Raw genomic sequence first — 21,233 nt, 5'->3', positions numbered from 1 at the left:
GCTTCCTTCCTCAACGGACCTCCCCCATGAAAATTGCTCTCGTTGGTGCCACCGGCAACATCGGCCGTGAAATCACCCGTCAGGCCCTCTCCCGCGGCCACCAGGTCACCGCCATCGTGCGCCGTGAGACCGACCTCCCGGCGGAACTGGACGGCGCCCAGCTGGCCGTGGCCGCGCTGGATGACACCGACGCGCTGGCCGCCGTGATCGCCGGCCATGACGTCCTGGCCAGCGCCTTCGGCCCGCGCCCGGGCGATGACCCGACCACGGTGACCACCACCAGTGCCGCCCTGGTCGCCGCGGCGCGCCAAGCCGGCGTGCCCCGCTTCATCATGGTCGGTGGCGCCGGCAGCCTGGAAGTTGCCCCGGGTGTGCAACTGGTGGACACCGAGGGCTTCCCCGACGCCTACAAGCCGGTCGCCCTGGCCGCCCGCGAGACGCTGAAGCAGCTGCGCGCCGTCGACGACCTCGACTGGACCTTCTACTCCCCGGCCGCAGAAATCGGCCCCGGCCCACAGCGCGGCGGCTTCCGCACCCAGGCGAAGAACTTCCTGGTCGGCGATGACGGCCACAGCCGGATCAGCTACGCCGACTACGCCGACGCCTTCGTCAGCGAAATCGAAACCCCGCAATACCTGCGCCAGATCGCCACCGTCGCGTACTGAGCCCTGCCCGCCCCGGCGATCCCCGCCGGGGCCCTGGATGGAACCGCCCCCATGCCCACGCTCTCCCGCACCACCCTGGCCCTCAGCCTCGCCCTGATCACCGGCCTCACCGCCCTCACCCCGGCCACCAGCCACGCCCGCCCCGCCGCGAACGCACCCGCGCAGTCCGCTCCCCTCGCGGTGCAGCCGTACCACCCCGGCGACGACGCCCTGTTCGCGGTCTCCTCCACCCTGATCACCGGCCGCCACGACGCCATCCTCGTGGATGCCCAGTTCGCCGCCACCGATGCCGCGCAGCTGGTCCAGCGCATCCGTGACTCGGGCAAACGCCTGACCACGATCTACATCAGCCACGGCGACCCCGACTACTACTTCGGCCTGGCCACCCTGCAGGACGCCTTCCCCGACGCCCGCATCCTCGCCACCCCCGCCACCGTCGCCCACATCAACGCCACCCAGGCCGCCAAACTCGCCTACTGGGGCCCCCAGATGGGCGCAGGCAAGCCGAACCGCATCGTCATCCCCGCCCCACTGGACGGCGATACCCTCACCCTGGAAGGCCAACCGATCAAGATCATCGGCCTCACCGGCCCCACCCCGGACCGCACCGTCCTGTGGATCCCCGCCCTGCGCACCCTCCTCGGCGGCATCCCCATCGTCGCCGGCGAACACGTCTGGATGGCCGACACCCAAAGCGCCCAATCGCACGCGCACTGGCTACAGACACTGGCCACGATCAAAGCCCTGAACCCCACCCGCGTCATCCCCGGCCACTACGCAGCCGATGCCGCCCTGGACATCAGCGCCGTGGATTTCACCGCCGACTACATCCGCGCGTTCGACGAAGAAACCGCACGCAGAAAAGATGCCAACGCACTCATCGCCGCGATGAAAAAACGCTATCCGAATCTGGCGGGCGAGAGTTCACTGGAACTGAGCGCGAAGGTCGCCAAGGGTGAAATGCAGTGGCCGTAATGACGCATCCGTAGAAACCAAACGTCATTCGCGAATCTCGAAACGCACGACGCGTTTCCCCTCTGCGCACCGACCCAGTGTCGGAGGGACGGCGCGGGTGGGGTATCGGGACCGTGTGTTGCCATGGATGGCAACACACGAGCTTACAGGGACGTACTTGCAGCGGGTCCCGGTACCCCACCCGCGTCGTCCCAAACCCTCATCACCCGAACACCAGCGCATCCGCCGTTGCCGTTGCCGTTGCCGTCAACACTTGAACAGATCAAGAAAACGGCAAGAAACGCGGACGAATACCGCCCAGCTACACATCACCAAGATGATCAAACAACCCCGGCTGGCGAACCACCTCCCGCTCCCGGAATCCCCCCAACCCCACCCCCACCAACCGATACCGCGTCTCCAACGGCAACTCCACCCGCGCCCGCAACCCCAACGCAATATCGCGCAGTTCCTCCACCGAATCCGGCGGCGACTCCGGCGTAAAACTGCGCGTAATGATCCGGAACTGCGACGTCTTCAACTTCAACACCACCGTATGCCCCACCCGGTCCGTCTTGCGCGTCGCCAGCCACGTCTTCTCCGCCAACTGCACGATCGCCGGCGCCAGATCCTCCAACAACAGATCCTCGGCGAACGTATCCTCCGACGAAATCGACTGCACCGGCTGATCCGGCTCCACCGGCCGCTCATCCACACCGCGCGCACGATTGAACAAGCGTCCACCAAACGTCCCGAACCGCGCCTCCAGTTCCTCCAGCGGCAGCGCACGCAGATCACCCACCGTCGCCACGCCCAGCTCGGCCAGCTTCGCCGCCATCACCTTGCCCACGCCCGGCACACGGTTCACCGGCAGTGGCGTCAGGAACTGCTCGATGCGATGCGGCGGCACCACGAACTGCCCATCCGGCTTGCGCCAATCCGAGGCGATCTTGGCCAGGAATTTGTTCGGTGCGATCCCGGCCGAGGCGGTCAACTGCGTCTCTTCGCGGATCTGCGCGCGGATGATCTGCGCGATCTCCGTCGCCACCGTCATCCCGCCCTTGTGCTCGGTCACATCCAGATACGCCTCGTCCAACGACAACGGTTCCACCAGATCCGTATGCCGCAGGAAAATCTCGCGCACCTGCCGTGACACCGCCTTGTAGCGGGCGAAATCCGGCGGCACGAACACCGCATCCGGACACAACCGCTCCGCGCGCAGCGCCGGCATCGCCGAACGCACCCCGAACACCCGCGCTTCGTACGAGGCCGCGCACACCACCGAGCGCATGCCCCGCCACGCCACCACCACCGGTTTGCCCCGCAGCGAAGGGTCGTCACGCTGCTCCACGGACGCGTAAAACGCATCCATGTCGACGTGAATGATCTTGCGGGGGCGGGACACGGGCGTTGGCACTCGAATTCAGATGAACAAGATTACAGCCACACGCCGCAGTATGGTTGTTGGATAACAACAACATGCGTTTTTGAACCTGAAAACACTACGGCGGCGTACGGTTAAAACGTTTGATTGAATCACTTTTTCTCATGCACTCTTGAGTACTTGCTTCATGCAAGAGCAGTCGACCTGTGGTCGGCTCACCCCGATGACAACTTCCTCAGGATTGCGTTTTCCATGACTCGTCTCAACGCGTTCTCGCGCGACCAGCTGCTGGCCAGCGCCCGCGGTGAACTGTTCGGCCCGGGCAGCGGCCGCCTGCCCAATGATCCGATGCTGATGTTCGATCGCATCACCGATATCCGCGAGGACGGCGGCCCACACGGCAAAGGCATGGTACGCGCGGAACTGGATATCCGCCCTGACCTGTGGTTCTTCGACTGCCACTTCCTCGGCGACCCGGTCATGCCCGGCTGCCTCGGCCTGGATGCCATGTGGCAGCTGACCGGCTTCTTCCTGACCTGGATCGGTGCGCCCGGCCGTGGCCGCGCCCTGGGCTGCGGTGAAGTGAAATTCACCGGCCAGGTGCTGCCGAGCGCCAAGCGCGTCACCTACGAAATCGACATCTCGCGCGTCATCAACCGCAAGCTGGTGATGGCACAGTCCGACGCCCGCATGCTGGTGGACGGTCGCGAAATCTACTCTGCCAAAGACCTGCGTGTAGGTCTGTTCACTTCCACTGAGAACTTCTGATGCGTCGCGTCGTCATTACCGGAATGGGCATCACCTCGTGCCTGGGCAACGATCTGGACACCGTGTCCACTGCACTGCGTGAAGGCCGCGCCGGCATCCGCCACCTGCCCGATCATGCCGAAGCCGGCCTGCGCAGCCATGTCGGCGGCAACATCGAGCTGGACCTGGATGCGCAGATCGACCGCAAGGTGAAGCGCTTCATGAGCGATGCCTCGGCGTATGCGTACATCGCCATGCGCGATGCGATCGCCGATGCCGGCCTGGACGAGGCGCAGGTCGCCAACCCGCGGACCGGCCTGATCGCCGGCTCCGGTGGCGGCTCCAGCCAGTGGCAGGTGGAATCGGCCGACATCCTGCGCGCCCGTGGCGTGCGCAAGGTCGGCCCCTACATGGTGCCGCGCACGATGTGCTCCACCGTGTCGGCGTGCCTGGCCACGGCGTTCCAGATCAAGGGCCTGAGCTACTCGCTGTCGGCCGCCTGCGCCACCTCCGCGCATTGCATTGGTGCCGCCGCGGATCTGATCCGTCATGGCGCGCAGGACGTGATGTTCGCCGGTGGCGGTGAAGACCTGCATTGGTCGATGAGCGTGATGTTCGATGCGATGGGCGCCCTGTCGACCCGCTTCAACGACACGCCCGCCTCGGCCTCGCGCCCGTACGACAAGGACCGCGACGGCTTCGTCATCGCCGGTGGCGGCGGCATGCTGGTGCTGGAAGACTACGACCACGCCGTGGCCCGTGGCGCGCGCATCTATGCCGAGCTGGTCGGTTACGGCGTCACCTCCGATGGCGCCGACATGGTCGCCCCGTCCGGTGAAGGCGCGGTGCGCTGCATGAACATGGCGATGGAGCACATCACCGCCCCGATCGACTACCTCAACACGCACGGCACCTCGACCCCGCTGGGCGACGTCACCGAGCTGAAGGCGGTGCGTGAAGTGTTCGGCGAGAGCATTCCGCCGCTGTCCTCGACCAAGGCGCTGTCCGGCCACTCGCTGGGTGCGGCAAGCGTGCACGAAGCGATCTACTGCCTGCTGATGATGCGCGATGGCTTCATCGCCGGCTCGGCCAACATCGGCGAGCTGGACCCGCTGGTGGAAGGCTTCCCGATCGTGCAGCAGACCCAGCCGGCACAGCTGAACACCGTGATGTCCAACAGCTTCGGCTTTGGCGGCACGAATGCGGCGTTGGTGTTCAGCCGCCTCTGAGTGCAGCTGCGGTATATACGAAAAAGCCCGGCCATGTGCCGGGCTTTTTCGTGGTGCACGCGATCAATGCCCGGTGTATCGGCGAGCCGGGCGGGATATCACCGCGCGCCGGTCACCGGCAGCAGCGGCATCAACAACGCCCGTGCATCCAGCAGCGAATCCACGATGCGATGCCCCAGCGCGCGCAGTTCTTCATCCGGATGCACCAGGTCCGGCACCTGGATGGCGGTCATGCCCGCACCCACGGCCGCGCGGATACCGGCTGGGGAATCTTCCAGCGCCAGGCAGCGCGCCGGGTCCTTGCCCAGCTTCTGCGCCGCCAGCAGGTAGATGTCCGGGGCGGGCTTGGGATGCGCGACATCGCTGCTGGTCACCACCACCTCGAAGAACGGCAGCAGCCCGGCCGCCGCCAGCTTGCGCGAGGCACGCGGCTGGCGGGTGGAGGTCGCCACCGCACGTGGAACGCCATGCTCGTGCAGCAGCTGCAGGATCTCCAGGATGCCGGGGCGCAGCGGCAGACCCTGCTGCGTGCGCGCTTCGTACAGATCGTGGCAACGCGCGAACAGCGCGGCGACCTGCTCGGCAGTGACCGTCTGCAGCAGCAGGCGCTCGCAGTCGCGGTCGCCCAGGCCCACCATGCGCAGCCAGAACCCTGCCGGGAACGGCAGCGCCAGCTCCTGCGCCGCCTGCGACCAGCACGCGATCGAGACGCGCTCGCTGTCGATCATCAGGCCGTCCATGTCGAAGATGACGGCGTCGGGCAGGAACGGCAGCGCGGCGAAGGCCGTCATGGAACGTTGAACAGCGTCTCGAGATCGGCCGCATCGAGCATGCGCCACTCACCTTCAGGCAGCTCGCCCAGCGACAGCCCGCCGATACGGCTGCGGTGCAGCGCCTCGACGTGGTTGCCGACGGCCGCGAACATCCGGCGGGCCTGGTGGTAGCGGCCTTCGTGCAGGACCAGCTGCGCCTGGCGCGGGCCGTTCACGTGCAGCTCGGCCGGCAGCAAAGGCTTGTCGTCCGATTCCAGCAGCAGGCCGCCGCTGGCGAAACGCGCGGTTTCATCGCCGCGCAGGTCTTCGGCCAGGGTGACCTCGTACGCCTTGTCCAAGCGCGACTTCGGCGACACGATCCGGTGCAGCAGCGCACCGTCGTCGGTCATCAGCAGCATGCCGCTGGTGTCACGGTCCAGGCGGCCCACCGAGGACAACACCGGCGCACGGTCGCGGTAACGCGGCGGCAGCAGATCGTAGATCAGCCGGCCTTTGTCCTTGGTCGAACAGGTGTAGCCACGCGGCTTGTGCAGCAGCAGGGTCAGCCCCTGCGGCGGGTCCAGCGGCTCGCCCTCGACCCGGATCGCCTCGTGCGCGACCGCGTCATCGGCGTACAGCACCTCGCCCTCGGCATCGGTGATCAGGCCGGCGCGGAACATCCCCTGCACCTGCTTGCGGCTGCCATAGCCCAGGTTGGCCAACAGCTTGACCAGCTTCATGCGCGGCCTCCGCGGCCCCACTTCGGCTCGGTGCTGCGCGGCGTGCGGACCGGCGTGGCGCTCTTGCTGGCCTTGGTCGCTTCGATCAGCTTGAAGCCATCGCGCTCGGCCGCCACACGCACCTGGCCGAAGCTCTCGTTGAGAATCTGCTCGTACGGCAGGTGACGGTTGGCCACCAGCCACATGCGACCGCCCGGGCGCAGCGCCTGCGCGGCCACGGCGATGAAGCGCTGGCCGATATCGGGGCGATCCGCGCGCGACGGGGTGTGGAACGGCGGGTTGGTCACAATGAAGTCGTACTCGCCCTCGATCCCGGCGGTGACGTCCTGCCAGTGATAGGCCAGCGCGGCGGGCTTGCCGAGCGCGGCGAGGTTCTCGCGGGCCAGCGTCAGCGCGCGGCCTTCGGCCTCGTACAGGTCCAGCGCGCTCACGTTCGGGCAGCGCGCCAGCACTTCGGCGGACAGATAGCCAAAGCCGGCGCCGAGATCGGCACCACGCCCGGCCAGATCGGCCGGCAGCTGTTCGACCAGCAGCGCCGAGGCGGGATCGATGCGGTCCCAGGCGAAGATGCCCGGGCGGCTCTGGAAGCGGCCGCCAAGGATCGCGCGCGGCGCGTCCAGGGTTGCCCAGCGCTGCGCGAGCGCGGCGTCGTGCTGGCCGTTGAGCGGCGCAGTCCAGTAGGCACGGCAGTGGTTCTTGGTCAGCTTGCCGCCGAGGCCGGCCAGCTGCTGCAGGTCGCCTTCGCCGGAGCGGGCGCCTTCGTTGTTGTGCTGGCAGGCCACCACGATCCCGCCCGGGGCGGTCAGGGCCAGCGCACGGGCGAACAGGGCCTTGGCTTCCTCGCGCTGGCGCGGCGGCAGCACCAGCACCACGGCGTAGCGGGTGGCATCACCGGCCAGCTGCTGCTCGTCACGGACGGTCCAGCCGCTGGCTTCCAGGGCATCGGCAAACGGGCGGAAGCTCTGCTCGCAGACCAGCTGCGCCGGCTGGGCGTGCTCGCGCAGCGGCGCGCCATCGCGGGCGCGCAGGAACAGCACGGGGCCGGCCGGCCAGGACAGCACGCCACTGGCGAACGGCAGGAACAGGGTTTCCAGGGGAGCGTCGTGCTGGGCAGCCATGCGGAGGGCACATCTTGAAAAGAGGCCGCCATTCTACCGGTTCGCCCCGCCAGCCCCGGATTTGCGTTTATTCAACGTCCTGTTGATGCCCTGACAACATCCCAACCGGCAGGGTGGAGCCTCACTTCCCGTGGAGATGGCACATGCGTGCATTGTTTGTCGGTGGCGTAGTCGACAACAGCGAGATGGACATGGAGGGCAGCCAGCCACCGGTGCACTACCCCGAAGATACCGGCGGCGGCCATTCGCGCTACCGCCTGCATCAGATCGGCAAAACCTCGGATGGCAACGTGGCGTATGCCGTGTATGGCGCCCCGGACCTCGCCGATGAAGAGGTGGCCCGGATTGCCGATGAACGGGCCTACGCGCGCCGTTTCGAGGCCGAACCCAGCGAATTCACCCACTGAGCCCAACCCCACCGCGCCTGCCCGCCGCGATCACTCGCGGTAGGGCAGTTGCCGGATGGCCGTGATCTGATCCAGCCACACCACGTGCTGCTGGACCGGCGTATCCAGATCGTCCAGCCGCAGCTGGCCATTGCTGCCTTCGTTTTCGTCGGCGTCGCGGTATTGCTGAAGCGTCGGCTGCACCGCCACGGTGCCGAGCAGGCGGCTGCCATCCTCAAGCGTGAGTTCGACCGGGGTCTGGCCATGCAGCTGAGGCAGCAACGCCTCCAGCGCCGCGATGGCGGTCGGGTCGGTATGGATGCGGGGGGCGTAACGGGACATGGCAACTCCTGTGGCGTACGCCGCCAGTGTGCCCGCGGCGACGTCAACACGCCGCCAACGCAGGACTCAGCGCGTACCGCTCAACACACCGCGCACGGCCGCCACCAGCTGGGCGACGGAATACGGCTTGGCGACATGCTCCTGGAAGCCGGAGGCCAGCGCGCGCTTGCGATCATCCGCCCGCGCCAGCGCGGTCACCGCCACGGCCGGGAGCGCCGCTGGCTCGACCCCCATGTTGTCGCGCAGGGTGCGGACCAGGCCATAGCCATCCATGCCCGGCATGCCGATATCCGTCAGCAGCGCATCGATGCCGTCATGCCCTTGTTCGTTGAGCAGGGCCAGTGCTTCACCGGCCGAGGCGGCGGTGGTGACCGAGGCACCCTGCTCTTCCAGCAGGCGGCGCAGGTATTCCAGCACTTCGGGCTGATCTTCGACGGCCAGCAGGTGCAGGCCCTTGAGCGGATACGGCTCAATGATCTGCTCGGGAATCGGACCACTGAACACTTCGCGCAGCGGCCGACCATCGGCCTGCGGCTGGTAGCGTGGCAAGCGCACGGTGAACGTGGAGCCGTGGCCGTGGCCCTCGCTGCTGGCCGCCACCGCGCCGCCATGCAGCTCCACCAGCTGCTGCACGATCGCCAGGCCCAGCCCCAGCCCACCATGTCGGCGGGTGGTGGTTCCATCGGCCTGGCGGAAGCGACTGAACAGATGCCGCAGGAACTCCGGCGCGATGCCGTCGCCGGAATCGCTGACGTTGATCGACCAGTGCCCACCGTCTTCGGCCAGGGTCAGCACCACCCGGCCCTCGGCCGGGGTGAACTTGATGGCGTTGGAGAGCAGGTTCCACAGCACCTGCTGCAGGCGCGTGGCATCGCCGAGCACCAGACACGGCTCGTCGGGCATCACCAGCTCCATCGACAACGCCTTGCCCTCGGCGACCAGCTCCTGCGCGCGCATCGCTTCGTCCAGCTGCGTGCGCAGGTCCAGCATTTCCACTTCCAGCTGCACCTTGCCGAGCAGCATGCTGCTCAGGTCCAGCATGTCCGAGATCAGCCGCTTCTGCGCCATCGCACTGCTGGCGATCACGCCCAGGCCCTTGTACATCGGGCTGGTGTTGTCGATGCGCTGGAGCAGCAGTTCGCTCCAGCCCAGGATGGTGGTCAATGGCGTGCGCAGCTCATGCGAGAGCGTGGCCAGGAATTCGTCTTTCAGGCGCGCCATGTTCTCGGCGGCACTGCGCGCGGCGCGTTCGGACTGCAGCAGCTCTTCGCGCGCCATTTCGATCTCGCGGCGCTCGGTGACATCCGGGCTGCTGCCGGCCAGACCAATGAACCGCCCCATCCGCGAGAACCGCGGGCGGGCGTTCATTTCCAGCCAGCGCCACTGGCCATCGGCACGACGGCCGCGGACCAGGGCGTGCATGGAGCGCTGCGATTTCAAGGATTCCTGCAACTCGTAATCGAACACGGAGGCGTCATCCGGGTGCACCAGGCCGCGCCAGACATCGTCGGGCACGCGCTGCTCATCACCGCCGAAGAACTCACTGAAAGCACTGTTCACGAAGCGCGAATGGCCGCGCTCGTCCAGCACCCAGACCGGCATCGGCAGGCCATCGGCCAGCGCACTGAAACGCGCTTCGCTTTCGGCCAGCTCCACTTCGATGTGCTTGCGGTGGGTAATGTCGAAGAACACCACCGCCACCAGATGCTCGTCCGGCTCGCCCACGCTGACCGCTTCCACCGAATACCAGCGACCCAGCGCGCGCGCTTCCATCTCGAACTGTCTTGCCTGCCCGCTGAGCGCCACCTCGCCGTAGATGCGGTACCAGTCCGACTCATGCCCCGGCTGCAGGCTGCTCATCCGCTGCCCGCAGGCATCGCTCAGTCCCGTATTGCGCGAAAACGCCTCGTTGACCTCGACAAAGCGGTAATCGACCCCGACCTGCGCCTCATCGAAAATCACCTCGATGATGCAGAAGCCCGCATTCAGCCGCTCAAGGACCGTGCGATAGAGGGCCGGATCCGGCGATGCGGCCAGGAAAGAGGAGCGTTCCAACGTCGAAGTGGGCAGGCTGGACAAGGGCGTCAATGGGGCAACTGGCGAGACAGAGGGACACAGGATCGGCCAATGCGCGTATTCGCAGTGTCAAGCGCGGCCAGCCCCGGACGGTGCGGCCTGGATGAATTGGCGCCAACCGCAGCAGCGGAGCATACACGCGTGGATTGTCGGCCACCCGGATCGGGATCACACTGAGGGCCTGATCCCACCCGTGATCGCGATGCAGGAGTTGTCATGAACCGTACTTCTCTGTGGGCCGGGGCATTGGCCGGGCTGCTGCTGATGGGCAGTGCGGCGGCAGCCCCGCGGACCGTGACCGATCCCCAAGCGCCCCGGGCGCTCGAGACTGACGGCCCGGTGCAGGTCGCCTGGACCGACCCGGCCCAGTTCACCGAGATCCGCCAGAGCAGCAACCGTTTCGAGGCCGAGCGTGGTGACTGGGTGCAGCAGCTCGCCAAATATGTGCGGACCACGGCCAGCAAGGAGTTGCAGCCGGGCCAGACGCTGGAGGTGACCTTCACCGACATCAAGCGCGCCGGCGACTACGAGCCGTGGCATGGCCCACGAGCCGACGACATCCGGGTCATGCGCGATATCTACCCGCCGCGCGTGACGCTTACTTACACACTCAAGAATGCCCAGGGCCAGGTGCTCGGTGAGGGCGAGCGCAAGCTGCAGGACACCGGCTACCTGCACAGCATCGGACGGCAGAGCGACACCGATCCGCTGCGCTATGAGAAGCGCCTGCTGGAAGACTGGATCCGCCGCGACCTGCGCAACCAGGCCACGGCCAGCAACTGAGGCATGCCTCAGCCGCCGGCGTACTCGCGCACGACCCGCTTCACGCCACACGGCAGCTGATACGCGCTGACCCCGCACAGCGGCGCCAGGGCCTCGATGCGGGGCGCATCGCCCCACAGCGTCACCGTGCTGCCGATGCCGGCCTGCGGCAGGTGGGTCAGGTCCACGGTGAGCATGTCCATCGAAACCCGACCGATCACGATGCCCGGCTGATCATCAATGCGGACCGGGGCGCCATTCGGCGCGAACTGCGGGTAGCCATCGGCATAGCCGAGCGCGACCACCCCGACCCGGGTCGGCCGCTGCGCAACGAAGCGCGCACCATAGCCGACCGGTTCGCCCACGGCGATATCGCGGACGGCGAAGATCTTCGAGCGCATCGTCATGACCGGGCGCAGGCGCTCGGTCAGCGCCGTGTGCGCCGGCATCGGGTTGATCCCGTACAGCATCAGGCCCGGGCGCACCCAGTCGCTGCGTACGTCCGGCCAGCCCAGCAGTGCCGGTGAATTGCACAGGCTGGTCTGCCCGGCCAGGCCCTCGATGGCCGCGGCGAACACATCGGCCTGCTCGCGGGTACGCGGGCTGTCCAGTTCATCGGCACGCGCCATGTGGGTCATCAGCACCATCGGCCCGACATGCGTCAGCGCACTCAGCGTGGCATGCGCGGTGCGGAACTCGTCCGGCCACAGGCCCAGGCGATGCATGCCGCTGTCCAGCTTCAACCACACGGTGAGCGTGGCGGTGGTCTGGAACGCGGCCACCGCTTCGACCTGCCACGGTGCGCCAACGGCGAACCACAGGTCGTGCTCGACGATCAGCGGCAGTTCGTCGGCATCGAAGAAGCCTTCCAGCAGCAGGATCGGGCCGGTGATGCCGGCCTGGCGCAGTTCCAGCGCTTCCTCGATGCAGGCCACGCCGAAGGCATCGGCCTCGGCCTGCAGCGCGCGCGCGCAGCGCACCGCACCGTGGCCGTAGGCATCGGCCTTGATCACTGCAACGGCCTTGCCGCCCCCCAGTTCGCGTGCCAGCCGGTAGTTGCTGCGCAGCGCGTCCAGATCAATCAACGCACGGGCTGGGCGCATGAACTCGGCTCACGGTGACGGACGGATGCGGCGTGGTGGCTGTAGCGGAAGATATCCAGGCCTTCGGTGCTGATCTGCGGCTGGCGGGCATCCATCAGGTCGGCCAGGTAGCGGCCGGAGCCGCAGGCCATGGTCCAGCCCAGGGTGCCGTGGCCGGTATTGAGGTACAGGTTGCGGTACGGCGTGGCGCCGACCACCGGGGTGCCGTCCGGCGTGGCCGGGCGCAGGCCGGTCCAGAACTCGGCGCGCGACAAATCGCCGCCCTCCGGGTACAGATCGCGCACCACCTTCTCCAGCGTGGCACGGCGGCGCGGTGAGAGGGACAGGTCGAACCCGCCCACTTCGGCCATGCCACCCACGCGGATGCGGTCGTCGAAACGGGTCACGGCCACCTTGTAGCTTTCATCCAGGATGGTCGACGTCGGGGCCATCGCCGGGTTGGTGATCGGCAGCGTCAGCGAGTAGCCCTTGAGCGGGTACACCGGCAGCTGCATGCCCAGCGGGGCGACCAGCGACGGCGAGTAGCTGCCCAGCGCGACCACGTAGTGATCGGCGGTTTCCAGCTTGCCGTCGATGCGCACGCCGGTGATGCGGTCGCCCTCGCTCTGCAGGCCGGCGATGTCCTGATCGAAACGGAATTCGACCCCGGCATCGACGCACATCTGCGCCAGGCGACGGGTGAACAACTGGCAGTCACCGGTCTGGTCACGCGGCAGGCGCAGCGCACCGACCAGCGTGTCCGCCACGCCGGCCAGCGCCGGTTCGTGGGCGATGATGCCGTCGCGGTCTAGCACCTCATACGGCACGCCGTACTGGGCCAGCACTTCGATGTCCTGCGCGGAGGCATCCAGCTGCTGCTGGGTACGGAACAGCTGGGTAGTACCCAGGTCGCGGCCTTCGAATTCGATGCCGGTCTCGCGGCGCAGCTCGTTGAGGCAGTCGCGGCTGTACTCGGACATGCGCACCATGCGCGCCTTGTTGATCGCATAACGCTCATGGGTGCAGTTGCGCAGCATCTGCGCCAGCCAGCGGTACTGGTGCCAATCCAGGCCCGGGCGGATTGCCAACGGCGCGTGTTCGGAGAACAGCCACTTGACCGCTTTGAGCGGCACGCCCGGGGCGGCCCACGGGGAGGTGTAGCCGAACGACAGCTGGCCAGCGTTGGCGAAACTGGTTTCCAGCGCCGGACCGGGCTGACGGTCGACGACCGTGACTTCAAACCCGGCCTGCCGCAGGTACCAGGCACTGGTCGTGCCGATCACACCGCTGCCAAGGACTAGAACGCGCATGACACCTCTCCAACCCGATCATTCCCTGCGCAGGAGCGGCCGGGACCATAATTGAGGAAGTATAGTCAGCCTAAACCAATCAATTCGCCTGTTTTTTGGCCTACAGGCAGGGTATTGTCCTGCAAACCCCCTTGAGAGGCTGACGCCGATGGCCGTGCGTGCCCGCGAACTGGACAAGATCGACCGGAAAATCCTGCGCGTCCTGCAGGTGGAGGGTCGGATTTCCTTCACCGAACTGGGCGAGCGGGTCGGGCTGTCGACCACCCCCTGTACCGAGCGCGTGCGCCGGCTGGAGCGCGACGGGGCCATCACCGGGTACTACGCCAAGCTCGATCCGCATTACCTCAAGGCCAGCCTGCTGGTGTTCGTGGAGATCAGCCTGGCCTACAAATCCGGCGACATCTTCGAGGAGTTCCGGCGTGCGGCGCTGAAGCTGCCCAACGTGCTGGAGTGTCATCTGGTCTCGGGCGATTTCGATTACCTGCTCAAGGCGCGCATCAGCGAGATGGCCTCGTACCGCAAGCTGCTCGGCAGCACCCTGCTGACCTTGCCGCACGTGCGCGAATCCAAGAGTTACATCGTGATGGAAGAGGTCAAGGAGACCCTGACCCTGCCGATTCCGGATTGATCCCGTTGCTTGGCTGAGCTGCAGGGCTGAAACGCAAAAAAGGCGGCGCGCCTGTGCGCACCGCCTTCGTTCATTGCGTCAAGCGCATCAGCGCTGCTGTTTCTGGTCCTGATGCTTCTGGTCCTGCTGCTTGCCGCCCTTTTGATTCTGCTGGTCCCACTGCTGCTGGTTCTGCTGGCCGGGCTTCTGGTTCTGCTGCTGACCGCCCTGCTGCTCCTGCGGCATCTTGCCGGGACTGCGGTTCTGCTGGTTAGCCATGATTGCACTCTTCTTGAAAACCTCGGGGATGCGCTGTGTTTCGGCGCACGCACAGGGTCCCGCTGATCCGGTTAATCACAGGCGAAAAAACGGTGAGGCGAAACGTTGACGGGGATGACTGCGGGTCCTCGATGTAAACCGTTCAGATGACCGACGCCGCCGTGGCGGCGATCACGGCTTGATCTGCTGTCCATCGCCGCTGGGAAGCGAGTCGTAGTAACGGCCCGTGCGGGTATCGAGCACCCGGTTCGGCCCGACCTGCCTGGCCCCCGGAATGATCCGGCCATGGCGGTCATACACCTTGCTCTGCACTGCGGGCCCCTGCATCGGCGCAGGCTGCGAAGGCCCCTTGCTCTGGATGGGGTGCGTGCGGAGCTGCTGCTGGGTCTGCGCGGACGACTTCACCGGGGCCATCTGGCCAGAGAGGCTGTCGGCCGGTGCCGGCTGCACCGGCGTAGGCAGCGGCACGGGCGTCGGCTGCGGGGTGACGACCGGACGCGTCGCGGTGGGCTTGGGCGGCGGACCGATCTGCGCACCTGCCGCCAAGGGCAGCACCACCAGCAGGGCGGCGAGGCAGCGTGAGCGGTACATGGCGATCTCCCGGGCAGCGGTTCAGACCTTCACCATGCACCGGCACGGGTATCAGCACGATGAACGACGCCGGGTTGGAACACGCTCCGCCCGGCCCTATGTAGAGGGTCTCCACGTGAGGACTGCCCATGACTGCTTTCGACCTCTCCCCGCCCAGTGACGCCCAGCGCCAGACCTTGATTGCCGGCCTCAACGCCGATGAGCAGCGCGTGCTGCTGCACCACGGCACCGAAGCGCCGTTCTGCGGGGTGTTCCTGGACAACAAGCAGGACGGGGTCTACGGCTGTCGGCTGTGCGGCCTGCCGCTGTTCCGTTCCAGCACCAAATTCGACTCCGGCACTGGCTGGCCGAGCTTCTTCGCCCCGTTCGATCCGGCCCATGTGCGCGAGATCCGGGACGCCAGCCACGGCATGATCCGCACCGAGATCGTCTGCGCCCGCTGTGACAGCCATCTCGGCCATGTGTTCCCGGACGGCCCGCCGCCGACCCATGAACGCCACTGCCTGAACTCGGTCTCGCTCGCGTTCACGCCGAACGGCCAGCCCTACCCGGACCCGCTGCAGCGCGGGGGCGCCGAGGCTGAGCCCGCTGCCTGAATTCGCAAAAGTGTGACATTGAGCGAACGCCCCCCTTCAGAAAAAGGGTGAACGGGCCGACATGGAGGTATCCCCTCCCCGCGTCGGCCCCATGCTCATCATCGTTGGATTCCTCGTCGTCATCCTCAGCGTGCTCGGTGGTTACGTGGGCGCGCACGGCAAACTCGGCGCGCTGTGGCAGCCGTATGAGCTGGTCATCATCGGCGGCGCGGCGCTGGGCGCCTTCCTGGTGGGCACCCCGATCAAAACCGTGAAGCAGACCCTGCAGGCCACGGTGGGTGTATTCAAAGGCCCGGCCTACAAGCAGCAGGACTACATCGATGTCCTGAGTCTGCTGTACGAACTGCTCAACAAGGCCCGCCGCGAAGGCTTCATGGCGCTGGAAGACCACGTCGAGCGCCCGGCCGAAAGCAGCATCTTCGCCAATTACCCCAAGGTGCAGGCCGACCACCATCTGGTCGACTTCATCACCGACTGCCTGCGCCTGATGATCGGCAGCAACATCGAGCCGCACGAGCTGGAACCGCTGCTGGAGATGGAGCTGGAGAAGCACCACGCCGAAGCCATGCAGCCCTCGGCGGTGCTCAACAAGGTCTCCGACGGCCTGCCCGGCTTCGGCATCGTGGCCGCGGTGCTGGGCATCGTGATCACCATGGGCTCCATCGGCGGCGCCATTGAAGAAGTCGGCGCGCACGTTGCCGGCGCACTGGTCGGTACCTTCCTCGGCATCCTGCTGGCCTATGGCTTCGTCAGCCCGCTGGCGGCCGCGGTGGAAGCCCGCGCCGAGCAGGACAGCCGCATTTACGAGTCGGTCAAGACCGCCTTGCTGGCCTGCCTGCGGGGCTACAACCCGAAGATCGCGCTGGAATTCGCCCGCAAGACCCTGCCGTCGAACGTGCGCCCGGGCTTCAGCGAATTCGAAGCGCACCTCAAGACGGTCAAGTAAGGCACCGCCATGGCCGAGAACAAACCCACCGTCATCGTCCGCCGGGTCAAGAAAGGCGGCCATGCCGCCCACCATGGCGGTGCCTGGAAGGTCGCCTACGCCGACTTCGTCACCGCGATGATGGCCTTCTTCCTGGTGTTGTGGCTGATGGCCGCCACCACCAAGCCCGAGCGGGCGGCCATTTCCGAGTACTTCCGCAACCCCAGCCCGCTGGTCGGACAGAGCTCGACCCCGGCCCCGGGCATGGCCGGCCCGGGCGGTGCCAGCACCTCGATGATCAAGCTGGGCGGCGCCACCGATATCTCACGCGGCAACAGCAACGACCCGTTCCAGAACCAGCAGGCCGCCAAGCCGGTGCCGCAGACCGACCGCGAGCGTGAGAAACAGCAGCTCGAAGCCCTCAAGCAGGAACTGGAAGAAGCCATCAGCAAGAGCCAGGCACTGGAGCCGTTCAAGGACCAGCTGCTGCTCGATCTGACCCCGGAAGGCCTGCGCATCCAGATCGTGGACAAGCAGAACCGCCCGATGTTCGACATGGGCAGTGCCACGCTCAAGCCCTACACCCGCGAGATCCTGCGCGAGCTGTCGCAGTTCATCAACCACGTGCCGAACCGGATCAGCATCACCGGCCACACCGATACCACCGCGTACAACGCCGTGCATGGCTACAGCAACTGGGAGCTCAGCGCCGACCGCGCGAACGCCGCCCGCCGCGCCCTGCTCGACGGTGGCATGACCGAAGACAAGGTGACCCGCGTGGTCGGCCTGTCGTCCTCGGTGCTGTTCGACAAGGCGCAGCCGGACAACCCGATCAACCGGCGGATCAGCATCGTGGTGATGACCAAGGCCGCCGAGATCGCCGCGCTGGCGGGGGCAGGCCAGGAAGTGGCGCTCTCGCCCACCGCCGCCGACGCCGATATCCAGGCGGCCCTGGCGCCGGCTGTCGCGCCTTAAGGGGCGCGGCGGCGGGGGCTGCAGGGGGAATTCAGGGAATCCGTGGAGCCGGCCGGCGGCCGGCACTACAATGGGTCTTCCCTTTTGTAGATAGACGGCACTCATGTCCAAGCAGTCCAAGGCCAAGCGCGACAAGCGCAAGAAGCAGCAGCCCAAGCGTCCGATCAACCGCCTCAACGCCCAGCAGCCGGTGCAGAACCATGCCGTGCTGACCAACGAAGAAGGCCAGGTCGTCGCGGCGATCGGCCTGCAGGGCACCGAGTGGCTGCTGGCCATCGGCGGCCAGACCATGGGCAACGCCGACAACCCGGTCCCGATGCTGGCCATGCTCAAGCACCTGTCCAACGTCCAGGAAAAGGAAGGCCGCAAGGTCAACCTGGAGTACTCGACCCAGCTGCAGCAGCTGATCGACGACCTGGCCGCTGACGAAGGCAAGACCGCCGACGAGTACCTGTCGCAGCTGGTCTCCGAATTCGAAGGCGTGGAAGGCGAAGGTGACGACGAGGCCGAAGACGCCGAGATCGTGACCGATGCTGCCGTCGAAGTCGCAGCCGATGCCGAGCCGGCCCCGGCCGCCAGCGACGACAAGCCGCAGGCCTGAGCCACGGCCACCCGGTGACGGTCTATATCGACGATGCGGTACATCCCTGGCGTGGTGAACGCTGGGCGCATCTGATGGCCGACACCCTGCCCGAGCTGCACGCCATGGCGGCGCAGCTCGGGATTCCGCGGCGGGCGTTCCAGAACCGCCGCAGCGGCGCGCATTACGACGTGCCCGCCCCGCTGCGCCTGCAGGCGATCGCCCTGGGCGCACAGGCCATCTCACGGCATACCGACCGCGCGCTGGTCAAAGCGGTCATCGCCAACGCGCGTGGTCAGTACCTGCCCTAGGCGCAGGTACCGACCGTTGGTCGGCACACGCAGACCGCGGTCACGCCCTCAGAACGGATCGCTGCCCGGCCGCACTTCCACGCCCAGCAGCGAGCACAGCGCCAGCATCGCATCGTCATCGCGGTTGAGCGCCATCCACCCGGCCAGGGTCTCATTGCCCGTATCCACGCTCCACAGCGCGTAGTTGTGCTCGCGCAGGCGGTCATGGGCGGTGGCCATCAGCATCGGGGCATCCACCTCGGCGGCGAAATCCTCATCGTCCAGGTCGCCGCCCCAGTCGATCTGCAGGTTCCAGCGCGCGGACAGCTCGTTCACCGCCGACATCAGCGCATCGGCATCGCTGCGCTCCACCTCGAACCCGGATTGCCAGGCGATCGCCGCCATCATCGGCGGCAGCCAGTCGGCGTCCTCATCAATGCCTTCGCCGCTCTCCAGCAGCGCCTCGCGCCAGCGATTGAACTGCTGCAGGGCCAGTTCCTCATCGCCCGGGTTGATCAGCACGAACAGATTCCAGATCCGTGCCTCGAAATCGTCTTCGTCGAAATCGCGTTCCTCTTCTTCGAAGTCGAAATAATCGCTGTTGTCGGGCATGGCCGGTATTCCTGGAGACAGGGGCGCATTCTGCCGTGCAAGGGCGTTGGCAGGAAGCGAAATTCGGCGCGGGGCCCGCTGCGGTTTATCCTGTACGGCAGAAGGCGGCCTTGGTGGTCGTCAGCATCCTGTGACCATGAGCGATACCCCTCCCGATCACCTGGCGATCAACCCGACCAGTCCCTTCCACGATGCCGCTGCGCTGGAGCGCGGCGTGGGCATCCGTTTCAACGATGTCGAACGCGACAACGTTGAAGAGTATTCGGTCAGCGAAGGCTGGATCCGCGTGCAGGCCGGCAAGGCCCGCGACCGCCGCGGCAACCCGATGACGATCAAGATCAAGGGCACCGTGGTGGCCTACTTCCTGGATCAGAAGCCGGACGCCTGATCCCACGGTTGCCGGCGACGCCTGATCCACGTGTGCCGGGGTAGAGCCACCCCATGGGTGGCTGCCCTTCGTCCCGGACGCGTGGGTTCCAGTGGGTCCGCGCAGCCACCCATGGGGTGGCTCTACCCGTGACACGGTGCGGCCTCAATCGCGTTGCCGCGTCTCCAGCAGGTCCAGATTGCGGATCAACCTGCGTGAGATCTCATCGGAGATCTTGCCGCGCCGGGTCAGGCGGAACAGCTCTTCGCGCTCGGCGGTGAGCCCGGCGGTGCGCAGTTGGCGATAGCCCTGCTCCATCCGCTTGACCTTGTCCGGATCGGCATCCGGCCCGGCGTCCTTCTCCAGATTGCGCTGGTACAGCAGGCTCACCCGGGAGGCGGCGTCGTTGTAGAGCTGCACGTTCTCGGTGGTCTGGTTCTGCACCAGCTGCTGGCGCGTGCGCTCCACGCCGGCCAGCGCGGCCTTGGCGGCCAGCTTGCGGGCCAGGTCCTCCTCTTTGCGCTCGCCCGAATCGGCCGGCAGTTCCAGGCCCTTGAGCAGGCGCGGCAACGCGATGCTGGCGCCGACCAGCGAGAACAGGATCACCGCCGCGGCCAGGAAGATCACCAGATCACGCGCCGGGAAGGCGCTGCCGTCGGGCAGGAACAGCGGCAGGGTCAGCACGCCGGCCAGGGTGATCGCCCCGCGCACCCCCGCCACCGAGGTTGCCACCACGATCCGCCAGGAGGTGCCCTGCCGGGCCTCGCCACGATGACGTGCGCGCAGCAGGCTCCAGCGCAGCGACAGCCACACCCAGGCCAGGCGCAGCAGCACCAGCGCCAGATTGATCACCACCACGTACACCAGCAGCCACCACGCGCTGTGGTGCCCGCTCTCGCTGACCGTTTTGATCGCGCGCTCCACGATGCCCGGCAGCTGCTCGCCGAGCAGCACGAACATGATGCCGTTGAAGCTGAACTGCAGCATGTTCCACACGGCGGTGCGCTGCACGCGCATGCTGCCGGACACGCGGCCGCTCAGTTCCACATAGCTCATCGTGATGCCCGCAGCGACCGCCGAGAGGATGCCCGAGGCGTTGAACTCTTCGGCCAGCAGGTAGGCCGCGAACGGAATCAGCAGGTTGACCAGCAGCGCCGCGCCCGGCTCCTCGCCGAAGCGCCGCCACAGCCAGCGCTGGAAGGTGGAGACGCCCAGCGTCACCGCGACACCGATCGCCAGCCCGGCCACCGCCACCCACAGGAACGTCAGCGAGGCGGTCGCCAGCGAGAACGAGCCGGTCATCACCGCCGCCACCGCAAAGCGGAAGCAGACCAGGCCGGAGGCATCGTTGAGCAGTGACTCGCCTTCCAGGATGTGCATCAGCCGCTTGGGAATCGGCGCACGCGAAGCGATCGAACTGACTGCCACCGGGTCCGTCGGCGAGATGATCGCGGCCAGGGCGAAGGCCACCGCCAGCGGCATTACCGGGATCATCCAGTGGATCAGGAACCCGGCCCCGATCACGGTGAACACCACCAGCCCGAAGGCCAGCTCCAGGATCACGCCTTTATCGCGGAACAGGCCCTGCTTGGGGATGCGCCACCCATCCAGGAACAGCAGCGGCGGCAGGAACAGCAGGAAGAACATCTCCGGCTCGAGCGCGTGGCCGCGGTTGAACACCCCGGCAATGACCGCGCCCAGCCCGATCTGCACCAACGGCAGCGGCAGCGACAACGGCAGAACGCGGACCAGGTAGCCGCTGGCGACCACCGCCACCAGCATCGCCAGGACGACTTCAATGGTATGCATGCATTTTCCAGTAAGCAGCGCGGGGGAGGCTGCAGGCAGCCGGCGCCGGAAACAG

The 21,233-nt window shown here is 66.9% G+C and carries 25 protein-coding genes; 13 read left to right on the top strand and 12 right to left on the bottom strand.

Going from position 1 to position 21,233, the window contains the following annotated elements:
• The first annotated feature begins 26 nt into the window (after positions 1 to 26).
• Together ABE463_RS03405 and ABE463_RS03400 are read left to right on the top strand one after the other, a co-directional pair.
• Complete coding sequence (locus ABE463_RS03405) at positions 27 to 665, top strand: NAD(P)H-binding protein (RefSeq protein WP_346467256.1); 639 nt, start codon at positions 27 to 29, stop codon at positions 663 to 665.
• A gap of 51 nt (positions 666 to 716) precedes the next feature.
• Positions 717 to 1,640, top strand: coding sequence for an MBL fold metallo-hydrolase (locus ABE463_RS03400; RefSeq protein ID WP_346467255.1), 924 nt, complete (start codon positions 717 to 719; stop codon positions 1,638 to 1,640).
• 301 nt (positions 1,641 to 1,941) lie between these two features.
• On the opposite strand, the gene dinB is transcribed toward ABE463_RS03400, so the two are convergent.
• On the bottom strand, positions 1,942 to 3,024 hold the full coding sequence (gene dinB / locus ABE463_RS03395; RefSeq protein WP_123731280.1) for a DNA polymerase IV: 1,083 nt from the start codon (positions 3,022 to 3,024) through the stop codon (positions 1,942 to 1,944).
• Between the two features lie 231 nt (positions 3,025 to 3,255).
• Here dinB and fabA point away from each other — a divergent pair, with 231 nt between their 5' ends.
• Positions 3,256 to 3,771, top strand: a complete 516-nt coding sequence (gene fabA / locus ABE463_RS03390) for a 3-hydroxyacyl-[acyl-carrier-protein] dehydratase FabA (RefSeq protein ID WP_070471641.1) — start codon at positions 3,256 to 3,258, stop codon at positions 3,769 to 3,771.
• On the top strand, positions 3,771 to 4,979 hold the full coding sequence (fabB, locus tag ABE463_RS03385; RefSeq protein WP_259261723.1) for a beta-ketoacyl-ACP synthase I: 1,209 nt from the start codon (positions 3,771 to 3,773) through the stop codon (positions 4,977 to 4,979). Before fabA ends, fabB begins: the two co-directional genes overlap by 1 nt.
• A 98-nt stretch (positions 4,980 to 5,077) precedes the next feature.
• On the opposite strand, the gene ABE463_RS03380 is transcribed toward fabB, so the two are convergent.
• From ABE463_RS03380 to ABE463_RS03370, 3 genes are read right to left on the bottom strand one after another with little or no spacing between them, the layout of a single operon-like run.
• Positions 5,078 to 5,770, bottom strand: a complete 693-nt coding sequence (locus ABE463_RS03380; protein WP_259261722.1) for an HAD family phosphatase — start codon at positions 5,768 to 5,770, stop codon at positions 5,078 to 5,080.
• The gene (locus ABE463_RS03375; RefSeq protein WP_123731283.1) at positions 5,767 to 6,471 is read right to left on the bottom strand and encodes a pseudouridine synthase; all 705 of its coding nucleotides are present in this window, start codon (positions 6,469 to 6,471) and stop codon (positions 5,767 to 5,769) included. The genes ABE463_RS03380 and ABE463_RS03375 overlap by 4 nt, the downstream gene beginning before the upstream one ends.
• Positions 6,468 to 7,589, bottom strand: coding sequence for a class I SAM-dependent methyltransferase (locus ABE463_RS03370; RefSeq protein ID WP_346467254.1), 1,122 nt, complete (start codon positions 7,587 to 7,589; stop codon positions 6,468 to 6,470). Before ABE463_RS03370 ends, ABE463_RS03375 begins: the two co-directional genes overlap by 4 nt.
• 143 nt (positions 7,590 to 7,732) lie before the next feature.
• Here ABE463_RS03370 and ABE463_RS03365 point away from each other — a divergent pair, with 143 nt between their 5' ends.
• Positions 7,733 to 7,996 (top strand): hypothetical protein, encoded by a 264-nt coding sequence (locus ABE463_RS03365; protein ID WP_259261720.1) that lies wholly within the window; start codon positions 7,733 to 7,735, stop codon positions 7,994 to 7,996.
• A 30-nt stretch (positions 7,997 to 8,026) separates the two neighbouring features.
• Here the strand turns inward: ABE463_RS03365 and ABE463_RS03360 are convergent, their stop codons facing one another.
• Both ABE463_RS03360 and ABE463_RS03355 read right to left on the bottom strand, forming a co-directional pair.
• Positions 8,027 to 8,317, bottom strand: a complete 291-nt coding sequence (locus tag ABE463_RS03360; protein ID WP_346467253.1) for a DUF3247 family protein — start codon at positions 8,315 to 8,317, stop codon at positions 8,027 to 8,029.
• A 66-nt stretch (positions 8,318 to 8,383) separates the two neighbouring features.
• On the bottom strand, positions 8,384 to 10,372 hold the full coding sequence (locus tag ABE463_RS03355; protein WP_259261718.1) for an ATP-binding protein: 1,989 nt from the start codon (positions 10,370 to 10,372) through the stop codon (positions 8,384 to 8,386).
• 237 nt (positions 10,373 to 10,609) lie between these two features.
• On the opposite strand from ABE463_RS03355, the gene ABE463_RS03350 reads away from it, so the two are divergent.
• Entirely contained in the window at positions 10,610 to 11,176 is a 567-nt protein-coding gene (locus tag ABE463_RS03350) for a DUF3016 domain-containing protein (protein WP_346467252.1), read from the top strand.
• An 8-nt stretch (positions 11,177 to 11,184) separates the two neighbouring features.
• Here ABE463_RS03350 and alr read toward each other — a convergent pair whose 3' ends face one another.
• On the bottom strand, positions 11,185 to 12,258 hold the full coding sequence (gene alr / locus ABE463_RS03345) for an alanine racemase (protein ID WP_346467251.1): 1,074 nt from the start codon (positions 12,256 to 12,258) through the stop codon (positions 11,185 to 11,187).
• Complete coding sequence (locus ABE463_RS03340) at positions 12,237 to 13,547, bottom strand: D-amino acid dehydrogenase (protein WP_346467250.1); 1,311 nt, start codon at positions 13,545 to 13,547, stop codon at positions 12,237 to 12,239. The genes alr and ABE463_RS03340 overlap by 22 nt, the downstream gene beginning before the upstream one ends.
• A 148-nt stretch (positions 13,548 to 13,695) precedes the next feature.
• Here ABE463_RS03340 and ABE463_RS03335 point away from each other — a divergent pair, with 148 nt between their 5' ends.
• Positions 13,696 to 14,175 (top strand): Lrp/AsnC ligand binding domain-containing protein, encoded by a 480-nt coding sequence (locus tag ABE463_RS03335; protein ID WP_346467249.1) that lies wholly within the window; start codon positions 13,696 to 13,698, stop codon positions 14,173 to 14,175.
• Between the two features lie 87 nt (positions 14,176 to 14,262).
• On the opposite strand, the gene ABE463_RS03330 is transcribed toward ABE463_RS03335, so the two are convergent.
• Both ABE463_RS03330 and ABE463_RS03325 read right to left on the bottom strand, forming a co-directional pair.
• Positions 14,263 to 14,433: a hypothetical protein gene (locus ABE463_RS03330; protein WP_346467248.1), complete on the bottom strand. Its 171-nt coding sequence runs from the start codon at positions 14,431 to 14,433 to the stop codon at positions 14,263 to 14,265.
• A 171-nt stretch (positions 14,434 to 14,604) separates the two neighbouring features.
• Complete coding sequence (locus ABE463_RS03325) at positions 14,605 to 15,024, bottom strand: classical arabinogalactan protein 4 (RefSeq protein ID WP_346467247.1); 420 nt, start codon at positions 15,022 to 15,024, stop codon at positions 14,605 to 14,607.
• A gap of 128 nt (positions 15,025 to 15,152) precedes the next feature.
• On the opposite strand from ABE463_RS03325, the gene msrB reads away from it, so the two are divergent.
• From msrB to ABE463_RS03300, 5 genes are all read left to right on the top strand, one after another.
• On the top strand, positions 15,153 to 15,620 hold the full coding sequence (msrB, locus tag ABE463_RS03320; protein WP_259261713.1) for a peptide-methionine (R)-S-oxide reductase MsrB: 468 nt from the start codon (positions 15,153 to 15,155) through the stop codon (positions 15,618 to 15,620).
• A gap of 91 nt (positions 15,621 to 15,711) precedes the next feature.
• Positions 15,712 to 16,566: a flagellar motor stator protein MotA gene (gene motA, locus ABE463_RS03315; protein ID WP_123731295.1), complete on the top strand. Its 855-nt coding sequence runs from the start codon at positions 15,712 to 15,714 to the stop codon at positions 16,564 to 16,566.
• A 9-nt stretch (positions 16,567 to 16,575) separates the two neighbouring features.
• A complete protein-coding gene (gene motB / locus ABE463_RS03310; protein WP_123731296.1) occupies positions 16,576 to 17,520 on the top strand; it encodes a flagellar motor protein MotB in 945 nt (314 codons plus the stop codon).
• Between the two features lie 103 nt (positions 17,521 to 17,623).
• Complete coding sequence (locus ABE463_RS03305; RefSeq protein WP_259261712.1) at positions 17,624 to 18,121, top strand: hypothetical protein; 498 nt, start codon at positions 17,624 to 17,626, stop codon at positions 18,119 to 18,121.
• A 14-nt stretch (positions 18,122 to 18,135) separates the two neighbouring features.
• Positions 18,136 to 18,411: a DUF4031 domain-containing protein gene (locus tag ABE463_RS03300; protein WP_259261711.1), complete on the top strand. Its 276-nt coding sequence runs from the start codon at positions 18,136 to 18,138 to the stop codon at positions 18,409 to 18,411.
• A 48-nt stretch (positions 18,412 to 18,459) separates the two neighbouring features.
• Here ABE463_RS03300 and ABE463_RS03295 read toward each other — a convergent pair whose 3' ends face one another.
• Positions 18,460 to 19,002: a hypothetical protein gene (locus tag ABE463_RS03295; protein WP_259261710.1), complete on the bottom strand. Its 543-nt coding sequence runs from the start codon at positions 19,000 to 19,002 to the stop codon at positions 18,460 to 18,462.
• 136 nt (positions 19,003 to 19,138) lie between these two features.
• Between ABE463_RS03295 and ABE463_RS03290 the strand changes: the two genes are divergently transcribed.
• Positions 19,139 to 19,390, top strand: a complete 252-nt coding sequence (locus ABE463_RS03290; RefSeq protein ID WP_259261709.1) for a DUF3297 family protein — start codon at positions 19,139 to 19,141, stop codon at positions 19,388 to 19,390.
• Between the two features lie 144 nt (positions 19,391 to 19,534).
• Here ABE463_RS03290 and ABE463_RS03285 read toward each other — a convergent pair whose 3' ends face one another.
• Positions 19,535 to 21,178: a Na+/H+ antiporter gene (locus tag ABE463_RS03285; RefSeq protein WP_259261708.1), complete on the bottom strand. Its 1,644-nt coding sequence runs from the start codon at positions 21,176 to 21,178 to the stop codon at positions 19,535 to 19,537.
• Between the last annotated feature and the right edge of the window lie 55 nt (positions 21,179 to 21,233).

Source organism: Stenotrophomonas sp. TWI819 (assembly GCF_039673075.1).
Classification (GTDB): Bacteria; Pseudomonadota; Gammaproteobacteria; order Xanthomonadales; family Xanthomonadaceae; genus Stenotrophomonas; species Stenotrophomonas rhizophila_B.
Note: the sequence above shows the minus strand (reverse complement) of the source record. Positions and strands in the feature narration are given on the sequence as shown.

Coding starts and splice junctions, on each gene's coding strand:
- msrB (WP_259261713.1), top strand. CDS start 15,153: ATGACTGCTTTCGACCTCTCCCCGCCCAGTGACGCCCAGCGCCAGACC.
- ABE463_RS03290 (WP_259261709.1), top strand. CDS start 19,139: ATGAGCGATACCCCTCCCGATCACCTGGCGATCAACCCGACCAGTCCC.
- ABE463_RS03305 (WP_259261712.1), top strand. CDS start 17,624: ATGTCCAAGCAGTCCAAGGCCAAGCGCGACAAGCGCAAGAAGCAGCAG.
- ABE463_RS03405 (WP_346467256.1), top strand. CDS start 27: ATGAAAATTGCTCTCGTTGGTGCCACCGGCAACATCGGCCGTGAAATC.
- motB (WP_123731296.1), top strand. CDS start 16,576: ATGGCCGAGAACAAACCCACCGTCATCGTCCGCCGGGTCAAGAAAGGC.
- ABE463_RS03375 (WP_123731283.1), bottom strand. CDS start 6,471: ATGAAGCTGGTCAAGCTGTTGGCCAACCTGGGCTATGGCAGCCGCAAG.
- fabB (WP_259261723.1), top strand. CDS start 3,771: ATGCGTCGCGTCGTCATTACCGGAATGGGCATCACCTCGTGCCTGGGC.
- ABE463_RS03360 (WP_346467253.1), bottom strand. CDS start 8,317: ATGTCCCGTTACGCCCCCCGCATCCATACCGACCCGACCGCCATCGCG.
- ABE463_RS03285 (WP_259261708.1), bottom strand. CDS start 21,178: ATGCATACCATTGAAGTCGTCCTGGCGATGCTGGTGGCGGTGGTCGCC.
- ABE463_RS03350 (WP_346467252.1), top strand. CDS start 10,610: ATGAACCGTACTTCTCTGTGGGCCGGGGCATTGGCCGGGCTGCTGCTG.
- ABE463_RS03330 (WP_346467248.1), bottom strand. CDS start 14,433: ATGGCTAACCAGCAGAACCGCAGTCCCGGCAAGATGCCGCAGGAGCAG.
- ABE463_RS03335 (WP_346467249.1), top strand. CDS start 13,696: ATGGCCGTGCGTGCCCGCGAACTGGACAAGATCGACCGGAAAATCCTG.
- ABE463_RS03370 (WP_346467254.1), bottom strand. CDS start 7,589: ATGGCTGCCCAGCACGACGCTCCCCTGGAAACCCTGTTCCTGCCGTTC.
- ABE463_RS03340 (WP_346467250.1), bottom strand. CDS start 13,547: ATGCGCGTTCTAGTCCTTGGCAGCGGTGTGATCGGCACGACCAGTGCC.
- ABE463_RS03380 (WP_259261722.1), bottom strand. CDS start 5,770: ATGACGGCCTTCGCCGCGCTGCCGTTCCTGCCCGACGCCGTCATCTTC.
- fabA (WP_070471641.1), top strand. CDS start 3,256: ATGACTCGTCTCAACGCGTTCTCGCGCGACCAGCTGCTGGCCAGCGCC.
- ABE463_RS03325 (WP_346467247.1), bottom strand. CDS start 15,024: ATGTACCGCTCACGCTGCCTCGCCGCCCTGCTGGTGGTGCTGCCCTTG.
- alr (WP_346467251.1), bottom strand. CDS start 12,258: ATGCGCCCAGCCCGTGCGTTGATTGATCTGGACGCGCTGCGCAGCAAC.
- ABE463_RS03400 (WP_346467255.1), top strand. CDS start 717: ATGCCCACGCTCTCCCGCACCACCCTGGCCCTCAGCCTCGCCCTGATC.
- ABE463_RS03365 (WP_259261720.1), top strand. CDS start 7,733: ATGCGTGCATTGTTTGTCGGTGGCGTAGTCGACAACAGCGAGATGGAC.
- ABE463_RS03295 (WP_259261710.1), bottom strand. CDS start 19,002: ATGCCCGACAACAGCGATTATTTCGACTTCGAAGAAGAGGAACGCGAT.
- motA (WP_123731295.1), top strand. CDS start 15,712: ATGCTCATCATCGTTGGATTCCTCGTCGTCATCCTCAGCGTGCTCGGT.